Genomic DNA, 15,811 nt, shown 5'->3' with positions numbered 1-15,811 from the left:
ACCCGCTGCGGAACAACCGTCATCCGCCGCCGCCGCGCGTTCTCCACAGCCGGTGTGCAACGGCATGCCGACAACCTGTGGATAAGCGTCCGTGCGCCTTGCCGGGCGTGCCTTCGCCGCGGGTGGTGAAAAAATGTCCACGATGTCCACGATGTCCACGATGTCCACGATGTCCACGATGGCCGCGGCGCCGGCGGGCCGGCATGCCCGGGGCGGACGCTACAATGCCGGGCCATATCCCAACCGGAGTCCCCCATGTCCCGCCAGATCATCAACACCGCCAACGCGCCGGCCGCCATCGGCCCGTACTCGCAGGCCGTGCGCGCCGGCAATACCGTGTATTTCTCCGGCCAGATCCCGCTGGACCCGGCCACCGGCGAGATCGTCGCCGGCGACGTCGCCGCACAGGCGCGCCGCGCCTTCGACAACCTCAAGGCGGTGGCCACCGAAGCCGGCGGTTCGCTCGACCAGATCGTGCGCCTGGGCCTGTACCTGACCGACCTGGGCGAGTTCGCCAAGGTCAATGCGGTGATGCAGGAGTACTTCCAGGCGCCGTTCCCCGCCCGCTCCACCATCGAAGTGTCCGGCCTGCCCAAGGGCGCGGCGTTCGAAGTCGATGCGGTGATGATCCTCGACTGATCCACCGGCATGGCGCGTACCCGTGCGGCGGCCCCCGCGCTGGCGGCCAGTGGCGAAACCCCGGTGACGGCGCTGCCGGGCGTCGGCCCGGCGGTGGCCGCCAAGCTGCAGGCGCGCGGCATCGGCAGCCTGCAGGACCTGTGGCTGCACCTGCCGCTGCGCTACGAGGACCGCACCCGGCTCAGCGCCATCGCCACGCTGTTGCCGGGCAGCGCCGCGCAGGTGGAAGGGCGGGTGGTCGCGGTGGAGCGCGGCTTCCGCTACCGGCCGGTGCTGCGGGTGGCGCTGGAAGACGACTCGCGCGGCACCCTGGTGCTGCGCTTCTTCCACTTCCGCGCCGCGCAGGTGGCGCAGTTCGCGGTCGGCGCGCGCCTGCGCTGCTACGGCACCCCGCGCCCGGGCCAGCACGGGCTGGAGATCGTGCACCCCAGCTACCGCATGCTCGGTGACGGCGAGGAGGCCGGCCTGGGCGACGCCTTGGATCCGGTCTATCCGGTGGTCGAGGGGATCGGCCCGGCGACCCTGCGCAAATTGATCGGCCAGGCGTTGGAGCGGTTGCCCGGCGAGGCCGCGCTGGAGTTGCTGCCGGCCGCCCTGCTGGACGGCCTGGCATTGCCGTCGCTGCGGCAGGCGCTGTTGACCATGCATCGGCCGCCCGCCGATGCCGATGTCGCCGCGCTCGCCGCCGGCACCCACCCGGCGCAGCGGCGGCTGGCCATGGAAGAACTGCTGGCCCACCACCTGAGCCTGCGCCGCCAGCGCATCGCCCTGCAGCAGCATCACGCCCCGGCGCTGACGGGGGGCGACAAGCGCGTGCGGCAACTGCGCCAGTCGCTGCCGTTCCGTCTTACGGGTGCGCAGCAGCGCGTGTTCGCGCAGATCCGCCAGGACCTGGCGCGGCCGCACCCGATGCTGCGCCTGGTGCAGGGTGACGTCGGCTCCGGCAAGACCGTGGTGGCCGCGCTGGCGGCGATGCTGGCGGTGGAGCAGGGCAAGCAGGTGGCGCTGGCGGCGCCGACCGAACTGCTGGCCGAGCAGCACCTGGCCAACCTGCGCGGCTGGCTCGAGCCGCTGGGCGTGCAGGTGGCGTGGCTGGCCGGCAAGGTCACCGGCAAGGCGCGCGCGCGGGCGCTGGAGGACATCGCTTCCGGGCGTGCGCAGGTGGTGGTCGGTACCCACGCGCTGATGCAGGACAGCGTGGTGTTCCACGACCTGGCGCTGGCCATCGTCGACGAGCAGCACCGCTTCGGCGTGCACCAGCGGCTGGCACTGCGCGACAAGGGCGCCGATGGCCGCAGCGTGCCGCACCAGCTGGTGATGACCGCCACGCCGATCCCGCGCACGCTGGCGATGGCCGCCTATTCCGACCTGGACGTGTCGGCGATCGACGAGCTGCCGCCCGGCCGCACCCCGGTGCAGACCATCGTCATCAGCGCCGAGCGCCGGCCGGAACTGGTCGAACGCATCCGCGCCGCGTGCGCGCAGGGGCGCCAGGCGTATTGGGTATGCACCCTGATCGACGAGAGCGGGGACGATGGCGGCGGCCCCGCGGCCAACGCCGGGCGCATGGAGGCCGTGGCCGCCCAGGCCACCTTCGAGGCGCTGTCCGCGCAGTTGCCGGGCGTGCGCGTCGGGCTGGTGCACGGGCGCATGAAGGCCGCCGAGAAGCAGGCCGCGATGCGCGCCTTCAAGGCAGGCGAGACCGGCCTGCTGGTCGCCACCACGGTGATCGAAGTGGGCGTGGACGTGCCCAATGCCTCGTTGATGATCATCGAGAACGCCGAGCGCCTGGGCCTGGCGCAGCTGCACCAGCTGCGCGGCCGGGTGGGGCGCGGCGCGGCCGCGTCCAGCTGCGTGCTGATGTACCAGGGGCCGCTGTCGGCGATGGCGCGGCAGCGGCTGGAGACCATGCGCCAGACCAGCGACGGCTTCGTGATCGCGGAAAAGGATCTGGAGCTGCGCGGCCCCGGTGAACTGCTCGGCACCCGCCAGACCGGGCTGGCCGCGTTCCGGGTGGCCGACCTGGCGCGCGACGCGGGGCTGCTGCCGGGCGTGCATGCCCTGGCCGAACGGCTGCTGGCCGACGCGCCGGCGGTGGCCGACCGCGTCGTGGCGCGCTGGGTGGGCGGCGCGGCCCGTTACGCCTCGGCCTGAACGCGCACTTCCCCTGTCAGGGCCCAGGTGCCAGACTCCATGGCCGACCAGAAGGCAAGCATGAGATGAGCAAGAAGATTCCGCTGCTGATTGATACCGACCCGGGCGTGGACGATGCGCTGGCGCTGTTGATGGCCTTTGCCGACGCGCGCCACGACGTGGTCGGGTTGACGGTGGCGGCGGGCAATGTCGGCCTGGGCTACACCGTGCGCAACGCGTTGAAGCTGTGCGAGGTTGCCGGGCGCGGCGACGTGCCGGTGTTCGCCGGTGCCCCCGATCCGCTGGTGTATCCGGCCGAGGACGCGGCCCACGTGCATGGCCGCGACGGCTTCGGCGACGTCGACCTGCCCGCCGCCGCGCGCGCGGTCGAGGACGAGCACGCCGCGCTGGCGATCCTGCGCCTGTCGCACCAGTATGCCGGCGAGCTGCTGCTGGTCGCGCTGGGGCCGCTGACCAACATCGCGCTGGCGCTGAAGCTCGACCCGACCCTGCCGCAGCGGGTGAAACGCTTCCTGGTGATGGGCGGGGCGATCACCGGGCACGGCAACATCACCCCGGTGGCGGAGTTCAACATCGCCTTCGACCCGGAGGCGGCGCACATCGTGTTCACCGCGTTCCCGCATGTCGAAGTGGCCGACTGGGAAGCCACCGTCGCCCATGGCCTGCTGCACCGGAACGTGGAGCAGTGGCTGGCCGCCGACACCGACAAGGCGCGTTTCTACGAGCTGATCTCGCGCCAGACCCGGCTGTGGTCCGAGGACAGCCGCGGCGAGTACTGGTACGCGGCCGACGCGCTGGCGATGGCCTGGGCGCTGCAGCCGGAAGGCGCGACCCGGCTGGAACAGCGCCCGCTGGCGATCGAGATGGCCGGCGGCCGCACCCGCGGCGCCACCGTGGTGGACTGGAACCGGCAGACCGGCGCGGCGGACAACACCACCCTGCTGATCGGCTACGACCAGGCCCGCTTCGAACGCCAGGTGCAGCGGGCGCTGGGGCTGGATTCCTGATTCCCTGCAATCCCGGCTTGCCCCGACGGGCCGGCCGGGACTATAATGCCGCTCTTGACCACCAGCCCACACGGTGTGAGCCCATGAAGGCCGACATTCATCCCGATTACCACAACGTCGTGTTCCACGACGTCACCTCCGATTTCAAGTTCCTCACCCGTTCGACCATGTCCTCCAAGGAAACGGTCAAGTGGGAGGACGGCGAAGAGTACCCGCTGATCAAGGTCGAAATTTCCTCGGCCTCGCACCCGTTCTACACGGGCAAGCACAAGGTCATCGACACCAGCGGCCGCATCGACAAGTTCCAGAAGCGCTACGCGCGCTGATCGCAACTGTCGTTCCGCCCGGACAACGGCCGCGCCCTGCGCGGCCGTTGTTTTGTCATGCTGGCAGCTGCGCCAGCCCCTGCGTGCCATGCCGGGCGGCTGTCCGCTGCGCCTCCGCCGGGGACGCCGGGCGCGCCGTCAGCGTGGCGCGCGCCACGGCTGAATCCCGGCGCAATGCCGGCCGGTGCGTGCGCGACGCTGTGTCGCGCGCGTGCGCCGTCCATAGGACTTTAGTCTGCGCAACCGGCAAATGCTGCTGTGCGATAATGGCCTGAACCGCGGTGCAAAACCGTGGAACTTCCTTCACGTGCCTGCCCGTCATTCCTCGTCGGGGCCGGCGCCATCCACTTGAGGAGCGCACACTGTGTCCGATCTTGATCAGGTCACGCTCAACGCCGGCGACACGTCGGTCGTTCTGCCTGTAGTCAAGCCCGTCCTGGGCAACGACTGTGTCGATATCTCGAAGCTGACCAAGGAAACCGGTCTCTTCACCTACGACTCCGGTTACACCGCCACCGCCAGCTGCAAGTCGGCCATCACCTACATCGATGGCGACAAGGGCGTGCTGCTGTATCGCGGTTACCCGATCGAACAGCTGGCCGAGAAGTCCAGCTTCGTCGAGGTCGCCTACATGCTGGTCAACGGCGAGCGCCCGGACGCCGCGCAGCTGAAGGCCTTCGAGGCCGAGCTGGCCGAGGAAGCCGGTGTCGACGCGTCGATCAACACCCTGATCGGCAGCTTCGCCAAGGACGCGCACCCGATGGCGATCCTCGCCGCGGCGATCGCCCAGCTCTCCGCCAAGTACCACGATTCGCTGGACCTGGCCGATGCCGAGCAGCGCCGCAAGGCCGCCGTGCGCCTGATCGCCAAGGTGCCGACCCTGTCGTCGCTGATCTACCGCCATGGCAAGGGCCTGCCGGCCAACACCCCGGACACCTCGCTGGATTACGTCAGCCGCTTCCTGAAGCAGACCTTCGAGTCGGCCGACGGCCAGTACGAACTGAACCCGCACGTGGTGAAGGCGCTGGACCTGCTGTTCATCCTGCACGCCGACCACGAGCAGAACGCCTCGACCTCGACCGTGCGCCTGGTCGGCTCGACCGGTGCCAACCCGTACGCCTCGGTCGCCGCCGGCGTCACCGCGCTGTGGGGTCCGGCGCATGGCGGCGCCAACGAAGCCGTGCTGAAGATGCTGGAAGAGATCGGCAGCGCCGACAACGTCGAGTCCGCGGTGCTCAAGGCCAAGGACAAGACGTCGGGCTTCCGCCTGATGGGCTTCGGCCACCGCGTCTACAAGAACTTCGACCCGCGCGCCAAGGTCATCGGCGAGATGACCAAGCAGGTGCTGGGCCAGCTGGGCGTGACCGACCCGCTGCTCGATGTCGCCATCAAGCTGGAGCAGGCCGCGCTGCAGGACGACTACTTCGTCGCCCGCAAGCTGTACCCGAACGTGGATTTCTACAGCGGCATCATCTACAAGGCGCTGCAGATCCCGACCGAGATGTTCACCGTCATGTTCGCCCTCGGCCGCACCGCCGGCTGGGTATCGCACTGGCTGGAGCAGCAGGTCGATCCGGAAATGAAGATCGGCCGTCCGCGCCAGGTCTACACCGGCCACGCCGTGCGCGACTACACCTGAGCCTGCGCGCATCGGCGCAGCGATGCGCCGCCCGCGCGAGCAAAGCCCCGCTCCGGCGGGGCTTTTTCGTTTTCGTCGTTCCAGGCATGCGCCTTTGCGCGGGGCAGGGCGATGGCGCGTATCGCACGCGGCGACCGGTATCCGGACGCGGGTAGCGGCGCCAGCAGCAGCCCCCGCGCACGCCACTTCTCCACAAGGTCTGTGCGGCACTTCCGGCAGAAGTTGTGGATAACGCCGGCGCCGCCTTGCGTGGCGGGCCTCGGCGAAGCATGGTGAAAAAACCGCCAGGAGCGGTTTTTGACATCGCCTGCCGATGGCCCGAAGGGTTCCCGCCATGGAGGGTGGGAACCAAAAGCCGCCAGGAGCGGTTTTTGACATCGCTTGTCGATGGCCCGCAGGGTTCCCGCCATGGAGGGTGGGAACCAAAAACCGCCAGGAGCGCTTTTTGACATCGCCTGTCGATCGCCCGAAGGGTTCCCGCCATGGGGGGGAACCAAAACCGCCATAGAGCGGTTTCCGGCATTCGTCCGTCGATGCTCATGCCCCGGGGGCAACAAACGTCTCCGGCGCCAGGCGTGTGCGGACGCAGGGAAAGTGCGCAGGCAGGCCGCCGCCGCAGCTCAGGGCGCCGATTGCCCCTGTGCGCCGGCCAGCAATTGCCGCAGCTGCGCCAGTGTCGCCCGCGGCAGCGGCTTGCCGTCGTCGCTGGAAACCGGCGGGTGGCGCAGTGCGTCTTCGGGCAGCACGATCAATTCGAAGGCGATGCCGTCGGCGGCGAATTCCCAGCGCGGATAGGGTTGCCGCGAGGTGTGCCCGGCCAGTTGCAGCAGCGACGTGCGCGCCTCGGCGGGAATGCGCTGGTCGTGCAGGAAGCGCTGCACCGCATCGGGGTCGTCGCAATGCAGGTGCAGGACCACCGGCGTGGACGCATTGGCGGTGCCGGCCAATACGGCCCCGCCCAGGCGTGGCTGGAAGGCCTGCAGGAACTGCATGGCCTGCACGGCCGATTCGCGGCGCTGGCGCAGCGCCGTCGGCTGCGCGTGCGCGTCGAACAGCCGCTGCTGCTCGCGCAGCACTTCTTCCACCTGGGCCTGGCGCGGCCACAGCGCTTCGTCGTGGATGCCCAGGCGGCTGGCCGCCTTGCGCCGCGCCTGGTCGAGATCGTGGATGCCGCTCTCGCGGACCAGGCGGGCCGCCTCCTGGGCGATCAGCTGCCGCTCGCGGCTGCCGCGCTGCGCGTTGGGTGCCGGGCGTGGCATCGCGGTTCTCCCCTTGTCGGCGGCCCGCCGGATCGCGGGCCGGTACGGAAAGGCGGCGCGCCGCCTTTCCGGGGTGGATCAGAAGATATCGAACGCGGCGTCGTCGGCCTGCGGGTCGTGCTGGTCGAAATCGAACTCCTGCATCCGGTCCAGGTCCTCGACCTTGATCCATTCGGTGGCGCCGTTGAGGGTCGCCTGGACCATGCCCGAGGGCGGGTCGTTGCGTGCGATCGGCGCATCCTTCAGCGCCACGCGCATGTAGTCGATCCAGATCGGCAGCGCGGCGCGGCCACCGTACTCGCGGTAGCCCAGCGAGCGGAAGTCGTCGCGGCCGACCCACACCGTGGTGGCCAGGGGGCCGCCGAAGCCGGAGAACCACGCATCGCGGTGGTCGTTGGTCGAGCCGGTCTTGCCGCCCACGTCCTCGCGCCCCAGCACCTTGGCCGCGGTGCCGGTGCCGCGCTGGACCACGTCGCGCATCATCGACACCAACTGGTAGGCGGTGCGCTCGTCGATCGCGCGCGGCGCGGTGCGGGCGTCGGGATTGGGCGCCACCGGTTCGGCCTGGGTGCCGGTGCCGGCATCGGCGCTGGCCGGGACGGGCGCGGCTTCGGCGCCGAAGTTGAAGCCGTCCACCACCTGGCTGGCCGGCGCCGTGCCACCGGCGGCGCCGCCGCAGCCGCGGCAGGCCAGCGCCGGATTGGCCTTGAACACCACGTTGCCGTCGCGGTCCTTGACCTCGTCGATGGTCCAGGTGTCGACCCGCGAGCCGCCATTGGCGAACACCGCATAGCCGCGCGCGACCGACAGCGGCGTCAGCGAGGCGGTGCCCAGCGACATGGACAGGTTCGGCGGCAATTCGGCTTCCTGGAAGCCGAACTCGCTGATGTACTTGCGTGCGAAATCCACGCCGATGCTGTCCAGCAGGCGGACCGACACCAGGTTGCGCGACTGCACCAGTGCCTCGCGCAGGCGCATCGGCCCACGGAAGCCGCCGCCGTCGTTCTTCGGCTCCCAGGTCTTGCCGCGGCGGTCGCGGAACACCACCGGCGCGTCGAGTACGATCGAGGCCGGGTTGAAGCCCTTGTCGAACGCGGCCGCGTACAGGAACGGCTTGAAGCTGGAGCCGGGCTGGCGCCGGGCCTGGGTGGCGCGGTTGAATTTGTTGCCAGCGAAGCTGAAGCCGCCGACCAGGGCACGCAGGGCGCCGTTGCCGGCGTCGAGCGAGACCAGTGCGGCCTGGCCGAGCGGCAGTTGTTCGATCAGCCACTCGCCTTCCTTGTCGCCGGCACGCACGCGGATGACGTCGCCGCGCGCGGCCAGCTTGGCCGGCGCGCGCGTGGTCCAGCGGCTGGCGGCCACCGGCAGGACCAGTTCGGTGCGGTCGGCCAGCACCACGCTGATGCCGCCATCGGCGTGGACCGCCGACACGATCGCCGGCAGCAGCCCGGACTGCGCGGGGATCGCGGCGAGGTGGCGGGCCAGCGCGGCGGCATCGGCCTCCGCGGCGACGTCGAAATGCTGTTCCGGGCCGCGCCAGCCGTGGCGGTGGTCGTACAGCAGCAGGCCATCGCGGACGGCGATGTTGGCCGCTTCCTGCGCCTGGCTGTCGATGGTGGTGGTGACCCGGTAGCCCTTGTTGAGCACGTCGCCGCCATGCAGGGCGATCATTTCCTGGCGGACCATTTCCGCCACGTAGGGCGCGTTGACCTCGATCGGCGGCTCGTGCGGGCTGGCATGCATCGGCACCGCCTTGGCCGCGTCGGCCTCGGCCTGGCTGATGAAGCCCAGGTCGGCCATGCGCTGCAGCACGTAGTTGTCGCGGCGCTGGCGGGCACGCTCGGGATTGCTGATCGGGTTGCCGCTGGACGGGAACTTGGGAATGCCGGCCAGCGAGGCCATCTCGTCCAGGTCCAGTTCGCCCAGCTTCTTGCCGTAGTAGTACTCGGCGGCGGCGCCGATGCCATAGGCGCGGTTGCCGAAGAAACTCTTGTTCAGGTACAGCTCGAAGATCTCGTCCTTGCTCAGCTCGCTCTCGATCCTGCGCGCGAGCAGGATCTCGGCCAGCTTGCGGGTGTAGCTGTACTCGGAACTGAGGAAGAACTGGCGGGCCACCTGCTGGGTGATGGTCGAGCCACCCGGCACGCGCCTGTCGCTGGTGGTGGCCAGCAGCCAGACCGCGCGGGCGATGCCCTTGTAGTCGACTCCGCCATGTTCGTAGAAGCGCGCGTCCTCGGTGGCCAGGAACGCCTGCTTCAGGCGCTCGGGCACGTCCTTCATCTCGACCGGGTAGCGCCGGGTCTCGCCGAACACGGCCATCAGCTTGCCATCGCTGGCATGCACGTACATCGGCTCCTGCAGCTCCACCTCGCGCAGGGCCTGCACGTCGGGCAGCTTCGAGGAAACCACGTAATAGAGAGCGCCCGCGGCGATGGCGCCGACCAGGGCAAGGGCAACGCACAGTGCCAGCAGCCAGCGCAGCCAGCGACGGAAACGGGGCATCAAGCAGGATCCCGATTGCGGATTTCGTGGCCGCAGAGTATAGAGTACGCGGGGGAACGGCTGGGGCCGTCCCCTGGGGAGATGGGGGTCGGGGATGGCTCTGATGGCGTGACGGATTTCTCGGCCTGCGCGCGGAGCGGTTGCCAATCACCAGAAATTCATTATTAATGCGCGGGCGCAACAAGTGCGTCCAAGTGCCCGTCGGCAGGGGAGAAACCGTGGGGCTTATCCCAAAGAGTCAACCACCGATCATCGGTGTTGACATCAGCTCGACTGCGGTGAAGCTGCTTCAGCTTGCCCGCAGCGGCAATCGTTTTCGCGTGGAACACTACGCCGTGGAACCGCTTCCGCCCAATGCGGTGGTGGAAAAGAACATCGTCGAGGTCGAGGCGGTCGGCGAAGCCATACGCCGTGCGGTGGCCCGCTCGGGAACCCGCGCCAAGGGCGCGGCCGCCGCGGTCGCCGGCTCGGCGGTGATCACCAAGGTGATCCCGATGCCGGCGGACCTGGACGAGGCCGACATGGAAGCCCAGGTCGAGCTGGAGGCGGTGAACTACATCCCGTACCCGATCGAGGAAGTGAGCCTGGACTTCGAGGTGCTCGGGCCGGTGCCCAACAACCCGGAAATGGTCCAGGTGCTGCTGGCGGCCTCGCGTTCGGAGAACGTCGAACTGCGCCAGTCGGCGCTGGAGCTCGGCGGGCTGGTGGCCAAGGTCATGGACGTGGAAGCGTTCGCCATCGAGAACGCCTTCGCGCTGGTGGCCAGCGAGCTGCCGGTGGCCAGCGACGGCGTCGTGGCGCTGGTGGACATCGGCGCCACCATGACCACGCTCAACGTCCTGCGCGGCGGTCGCAGCCTGTACAGCCGCGAACAGGTGTTCGGCGGCAAGCAGCTCACCGACGAGGTGATGCGCCGCTACGGCCTGAGCTACGAGGAAGCCGGGCTGGCCAAGCGCCAGGGCGGGTTGCCCGAGAGCTACGAGGTGGAAGTGCTGGAGCCGTTCAAGGAGGCCACGGTCCAGCAGATCGGCCGCCTGCTGCAGTTCTTCTATGCCGGCAGCGAGTTCAATCGCGTCGACCACATCGTGCTGGCCGGCGGCTGCGCGTCGCTGCCGGGGCTGCCGGTGATGGTCGAGGAACAGCTGGGAGTGAGTACGTCGGTGGCCAATCCGCTGGCGCAGATGACGCTGGGGCAGAAGGTGCAGGCGCATGCGCTGGCCCAGGACGCCCCGGCGCTGATGATCGCCACCGGCCTGGCCCTGCGGGGGTTCGACTGATGGCACGCATCAATCTATTGCCATGGCGCGCCGAACGGCGCAAACAGCGCCAGCGCGAGTTCTACACCATGCTCGGCCTGGCCGCCGTCGCCGGCGTGCTGATGTCGCTGCTGCTGTACTTCTACTACGACGGCCAGGTCAGCGGCCAGAACGAACGCAATGCCTACCTCGAGGCCGAAATCGCCAAGGTCAAGGAGCAGAACAAGGAGATCGACCGGCTCGACAGCCAGAAGAAGCGTCTGCTCGACCGCAAGCAGGTCATCGAGGAACTGCAGGGCAAGCGCTCGCAGATGGTGCACCTGTTCGACGCGCTGGTGCGCACCATTCCCGATGGCGTGGTGCTGACCGCGCTCAAGCAGGAAGGCGAGACGCTGACGCTGGAAGGCCGCACCCAGTCCAACGCGCGGGTCAGCACCTACATGCGCAACCTGGAAAGCTCGGGCTGGATGTCCAATCCGGAGCTGTCGGTGATCGAGGCCAAGGCGCAGGAGCCGTCGGGCTCTGCGGTGGACATCAAGTCGCTGCCGTACGTCTTCACCCTGAAGGTGAAACTGCCGGCGCCGGGTGAGAACGCGGCGCAGGGCAACGTGGCGCCGAATGCCGACGCCGCAGCGCCCGCCGCCACGCCGGCAGCGGCCGCCGACCCGGCAGCGCCGGCCCCCGCCGCGCCGGCTCCGGCCGCCGACACGGCGCAGAAGGAGGCCCGCCCGTGAGCCAGAAGAAGAGCAGTTTCAACAATCTGGACCTCAACAACATCGGCAACTGGCCGCAGGGTCCGAAGCTGGTGTTCTGCGCGCTGCTGGCGCTGCTGATCCTGGGCCTGTCCTACCTGCTGGTGATCCGCGGTACGGCCGAGGAGCTGGAAGGGCTGGAAGCCAAGGAAGTGGAACTGCGCGCCAGCTTCGAGAAGGAGCAGCAGCGCGCGGTCAACCTCGAGCCGCTCAAGCAGCAGCTCGCGCAGATGGAGCAGGTGCTGCAGCAGATGCTGCGCCAGCTGCCGAGCAAGACCGAGATGCCTGACCTGATCATCGACGTGTCGCAGACCGCGCTGTCCAGCGGGCTGAACAACGAACTGTTCAAGCCGGGCGACGAGCAGCTCAAGGAGTTCTACGCGGAGAAGCCGATCGCGCTGCGCCTGGTGGGCAGCTACCACCAGTTCGGCGCCTTCGTCAGCGGCGTGGCCTCGCTGCCGCGCGTGGTGATCCTGACCATGCACGACATCAACCTGAAGCCGAAGGATCCCAAGGCCGGCATCTCCGCGCGCAGCGGTGCGCTGGAGCTGTCGGGCACGGTCAAGACCTACCGCTACCTGGACGACAACGAGCTGGCGGACCAGGAAAAGAAGGCCGCCGACGAAGAAGCGGCGCGCAAGAAGGGGGGCAAGTGATGAAGGGTTCCCTCCGCATCCGGGCGCTCTGCGCGGTGCTGCTGCTGTTGGCCGCGAGCGGTTGTTCGCGCGGCATCACCAGCACCCCGGGCGATGCGCCCAATCTCGAGAAGTGGGTGGCGGACGTACGTGCGCGCCCGGCCACGCCACTGGAGCCGCTGCCGGTGATGCAGCAGTTCGAGACCTTCGAATACTCCGCACAGGGGCTGCGCGATCCGTTCAGCGATGCCTGGGCCAGCGCCGACGGCAACAGCGCCCTGCGCCCGGACCCGAACCGCCGCAAGGAGCCGCTGGAGGCTTTCCCGCTGGACAGCCTGGACATGGTCGGGACGATCGGCAAGGGCGCGGCCATGGTCGCGCTGGTGATGGGGCCGGACAAGGTGACCTACCGCGTCCGTCCGGGGGTGTACCTGGGGCAGAGCGATGGCCGCGTCACCAGTGTGCGCGAGGACGGCATTGAGCTGATTGAACTGGTGCCCGATGGCGCTGGCGGCTGGCTGGAACGCCCGGCCTCGCTGGCGCTTGACGATCGATGAATGATTATTGGGGATAGCACGATGACTTTTTCCAAAGCCCTGAGCCTGCGTCCCGCCCGGCGCCATGCGATGGTCAATGCCCGCGCACTGGGAGTTGCGCTGGCGTTGGCCTGCGGCTCTCCGTTCGCGGCCTTCGCCGCCGACCTCGCCCCGGCCGCCGCCGCGCAGCCCGCGGCGACCGTGGCGGTCACCAAGGTGGATTTCAAGCGCGGGGACGACGGCGCCGGCCGCCTGATCCTGCAGTTCGACGGCCAGGGCGCCAGCCCGGACCTGAGGACCCAGGGCAATGACATCGTGGTCGACATGGGCAATGCGACCCTGCCGGCCGCGCTGCAGCGGCCGCTGAACGTGGTCGATTTCGCCACCCCGGTGCAACGCATCGACGCCCGCCCGTCGGGCCATGGCTCGCAGCTGGTGCTGAGCACCCAGGGGGCGTTCGAGTCGCTGGCCTACCAGTCCGGCAACGAGTACGTGGTGGAGATCTCGCCACGCCAGGCGCCGTCGGCGACCGGTGCGGTGACCGCGCAGACCGTGGCCCAGGCCGCGGCCACCGTGGCCGCGCGCGGTTACAGCGGCCGCCCGGTGACGTTCAATTTCCAGGACGTGCCGGTACGCACCGTGCTGCAGCTGATCGCCGAGGAATCCAACCTCAACGTGGTCGCTTCGGACACCGTGCAGGGCAACGTGACCCTGCGCCTGGTCAATGTGCCGTGGGACCAGGCGCTGGACATCGTCCTGCGCGCCAAGGGCCTGGACAAGCGCCGCGACGGCGGGGTGATCTGGGTGGCGCCGCAGCCGGAGCTGGCCAAGTTCGAGCAGGACAAGGAAGACGCCCGCATCGCGATCGAAGAGCGCGAGAACCTGGCCACCGATTACATCCAGATCAACTACCACAGCGCCGAGGCGATCTTCAAAGCCCTGACCGAAGCCAAGGGCATCGGCAACGCCGGCGCCGGCGGTGGTGGCACCGGCGGCGGCTCGCAGCACGAGAACGGCTTCCTGTCCAAGCGCGGCATGATCGTCGCCGACGAGCGCACCAACACGCTGATGATCAGCGACATCCCGAAGAAGATCGCGCAGATGCGCGAGCTGATCGCGGTGATCGACCGGCCGGTCGACCAGGTGCTGATCGAAGGCCGCATCGTCATCGCCTCCGACACCTTCGCACGTGACCTGGGCGCCAAGTTCGGCATCCAGGGGCGTCGCATCGGTGACCGCACCCAGGCCATCAGCGGCTCGCTTGGCGGCAACAGCAGCATCATCAACAACGGCATAGTGAGCAACGAAGGGCTAAACGTGAATCTGCCCGCGAAGAGCTATACCGAAAGCCCGGCCGGCGCGATCGCCTATACCCTGCTGGGTGCCAACTTCGCCCTGGACGTCGAGTTGTCGGCGATGCAGGAGGAGGGCCGCGGCGAGGTGGTCTCCAATCCGCGCATCGTCACCGCCAACCAGCGCGAAGGCGTGATCAAGCAGGGCAAGGAGATCGGCTACGTCACCATCTCCGGCGGTGGTGGTGCCGGCGGTGCGCCCACGGCCAACGTGCAGTTCAAGGAAGCGCTGCTGGAACTGAAGGTCACCCCGACCATCACCCAGGACAACCGCGTGTTCCTCAACATGAATGTGAAGAAGGACGAGATCGACCGATTCCTTGACGTGACCGACTTCGGCACCGTGCCGATCATCAACCGCCGCGAGATCAATACCGCGGTGCTGGTGGACGATGGCCAGACGGTGGTGATCGGCGGCGTGTACGAGTTCAACGACCGCAGCAGCGTGGCGAAGGTGCCGTTCCTGGGCGACGTGCCGTTCCTGGGCAATCTGTTCAAGAAGCGCGGCCGCGCCAAGGACAAGGCCGAGCTGCTGGTGTTCGTGACGCCGAAGATCCTGCGCGTCGCCAAGCCGCACTGAACCGGGTCCATCCGCAAGAGCACGGGAGGCCGCCGCAGGGCGGCCTCTTCGTTTGCGCTCCGCGGCCACCGGCGTGCCGGTGAACCATTCCAGCGTGGATCGGTCAAACTGCACCTATGGACCACACCCCGCACCTGCCCCCGCCGCCGGCCGATGAGTCCGGCCTGCATGCCGCTTTCATCGCCCTGCGCGACGCCCTGGCCGGCGAGATCGTCGGCCAGTCGGTCCTGGTCGAACGCCTGCTGGTGGCGTTGCTGGCCGATGGCCACCTGCTGGTGGAAGGCGCGCCCGGGCTGGCCAAGACCACCGCGATCCGCGCGCTGGCCGCGCGCATCGACGCGCGCTTCGCGCGCATCCAGTTCACTCCCGACCTGCTGCCGGCAGACCTGACCGGCACCGACATCTGGCGCCCGCAAGAAGGCCGCTTCGAGTTCCAGCCGGGCCCGGTGTTCCATCCGATCCTGCTGGCCGACGAGATCAACCGCGCGCCGGCCAAGGTGCAGTCGGCGCTGCTGGAAGCGATGGGCGAGCGCCAGGTGACGGTAGGGCGGACGACCTATCCGTTGCCGCCGGTGTTCCTGGTCATGGCCACCCAGAACCCGATCGAACAGGAAGGCACGTTCCCGCTGCCCGAGGCGCAGCTGGACCGTTTCCTGATGCACGTGCGCATCGGCTATCCCGATGCCGCCGCGGAGGTCGACATCCTGCGGCTGGCCCGCGAGCGCGCGCTGCGCGAGATGGATGCGACGCCAGTGCAGGTGCGGAAGCTGTCGCTGGCGCAGGTCGAACAGGCACGACGGGCGGTGCTGGAACTGCACATGGCGCCGCAGCTGGAACGCTATCTGGTGGAGCTGGTGCTGGCCTCGCGCGACGCCTCGGCCTACGACGCCTCGCTGGCCCGCCGCATCGCCTGGGGGCCAGTCCGCGCGGGTCCATTGCCCTGGAGCGCTGCGCGCGGGCCAAGGCGTGGCTGGCCGGGCGCGACTACGTGACCCCGGACGACGTGCGCGCAGTGGCGCCGGACGTGCTGCGCCACCGGGTCCTGCCCAGCTATGAGGCGGCCGCCGAGGGCTGGGACGGCGAGCGCCTGGTCGCGGCGCTGCTCGACCGCGTGCCGTTGCCGTGATCCAGCCGGTTGCGGGGAACGGGGCCAAGCCGACGGCGGTGTCGTCCG

At 69.1% G+C, this 15,811-nt stretch carries 12 protein-coding genes and 1 pseudogene; 11 read left to right on the top strand and 2 right to left on the bottom strand.

The window, feature by feature from the left end:
* Window positions 1-255 precede the first annotated feature (255 nt).
* The 5 genes from B1L07_12410 to B1L07_12390 all read left to right on the top strand — a co-directional run bounded on the left by B1L07_12410 (window position 256) and on the right by B1L07_12390 (window position 5,765).
* Window positions 256-639: a reactive intermediate/imine deaminase gene (locus B1L07_12410; protein AUZ55751.1), complete on the top strand. Its 384-nt coding sequence runs from the start codon at window positions 256-258 to the stop codon at window positions 637-639.
* A gap of 9 nt (window positions 640-648) precedes the next feature.
* Window positions 649-2,793: an ATP-dependent DNA helicase RecG gene (locus tag B1L07_12405; protein ID AUZ55750.1), complete on the top strand. Its 2,145-nt coding sequence runs from the start codon at window positions 649-651 to the stop codon at window positions 2,791-2,793.
* Between the two features lie 65 nt (window positions 2,794-2,858).
* Entirely contained in the window at window positions 2,859-3,800 is a 942-nt protein-coding gene (locus tag B1L07_12400; GenBank protein AUZ55749.1) for a nucleoside hydrolase, read from the top strand.
* Between the two features lie 83 nt (window positions 3,801-3,883).
* Window positions 3,884-4,126 carry a 50S ribosomal protein L31 gene (locus B1L07_12395; GenBank protein AUZ55748.1) on the top strand — a complete coding sequence of 81 codons (243 nt, stop codon included), beginning with the start codon at window positions 3,884-3,886 and terminating at the stop codon, window positions 4,124-4,126.
* A gap of 364 nt (window positions 4,127-4,490) precedes the next feature.
* Entirely contained in the window at window positions 4,491-5,765 is a 1,275-nt protein-coding gene (locus tag B1L07_12390) for a citrate (Si)-synthase (GenBank protein ID AUZ55747.1), read from the top strand.
* Window positions 5,766-6,385: 620 nt separating this feature from the next.
* Here B1L07_12390 and B1L07_12385 read toward each other — a convergent pair.
* Together B1L07_12385 and B1L07_12380 are read right to left on the bottom strand one after the other, a co-directional pair.
* The gene (locus B1L07_12385; protein AUZ55746.1) at window positions 6,386-7,024 is read right to left on the bottom strand and encodes a hypothetical protein; all 639 of its coding nucleotides are present in this window, start codon (window positions 7,022-7,024) and stop codon (window positions 6,386-6,388) included.
* 78 nt (window positions 7,025-7,102) lie between these two features.
* Window positions 7,103-9,526: a peptidase gene (locus B1L07_12380; protein ID AUZ55745.1), complete on the bottom strand. Its 2,424-nt coding sequence runs from the start codon at window positions 9,524-9,526 to the stop codon at window positions 7,103-7,105.
* 218 nt (window positions 9,527-9,744) lie between these two features.
* On the opposite strand from B1L07_12380, the gene B1L07_12375 reads away from it, so the two are divergent.
* The 6 genes and pseudogenes from B1L07_12375 to B1L07_12350 all read left to right on the top strand — a co-directional run bounded on the left by B1L07_12375 (window position 9,745) and on the right by B1L07_12350 (window position 15,763).
* Window positions 9,745-10,803, top strand: a complete 1,059-nt coding sequence (locus B1L07_12375) for a pilus assembly protein PilM (GenBank protein AUZ56587.1) — start codon at window positions 9,745-9,747, stop codon at window positions 10,801-10,803.
* Complete coding sequence (locus B1L07_12370) at window positions 10,803-11,516, top strand: fimbrial protein (GenBank protein AUZ55744.1); 714 nt, start codon at window positions 10,803-10,805, stop codon at window positions 11,514-11,516. The genes B1L07_12375 and B1L07_12370 overlap by 1 nt, the downstream gene beginning before the upstream one ends.
* A complete protein-coding gene (locus tag B1L07_12365) occupies window positions 11,513-12,190 on the top strand; it encodes a fimbrial protein (GenBank protein ID AUZ55743.1) in 678 nt (225 codons plus the stop codon). Before B1L07_12370 ends, B1L07_12365 begins: the two co-directional genes overlap by 4 nt.
* Window positions 12,190-12,726 (top strand): fimbrial protein, encoded by a 537-nt coding sequence (locus B1L07_12360; GenBank protein ID AUZ55742.1) that lies wholly within the window; start codon window positions 12,190-12,192, stop codon window positions 12,724-12,726. The genes B1L07_12365 and B1L07_12360 overlap by 1 nt, the downstream gene beginning before the upstream one ends.
* 21 nt (window positions 12,727-12,747) lie before the next feature.
* Complete coding sequence (locus B1L07_12355) at window positions 12,748-14,637, top strand: fimbrial protein (protein ID AUZ55741.1); 1,890 nt, start codon at window positions 12,748-12,750, stop codon at window positions 14,635-14,637.
* A gap of 116 nt (window positions 14,638-14,753) precedes the next feature.
* Window positions 14,754-15,763 (top strand): annotated as a pseudogene (locus tag B1L07_12350) (AAA family ATPase).
* Window positions 15,764-15,811: the final 48 nt, after the last annotated feature.

This window comes from Stenotrophomonas acidaminiphila, assembly GCA_002951995.1.
GTDB lineage: Bacteria > Pseudomonadota > Gammaproteobacteria > Xanthomonadales > Xanthomonadaceae > Stenotrophomonas > Stenotrophomonas acidaminiphila_A.
The sequence above is the reverse complement of the archived record's forward strand: the minus strand, read 5'-3'. Positions and strand labels throughout refer to the sequence as shown.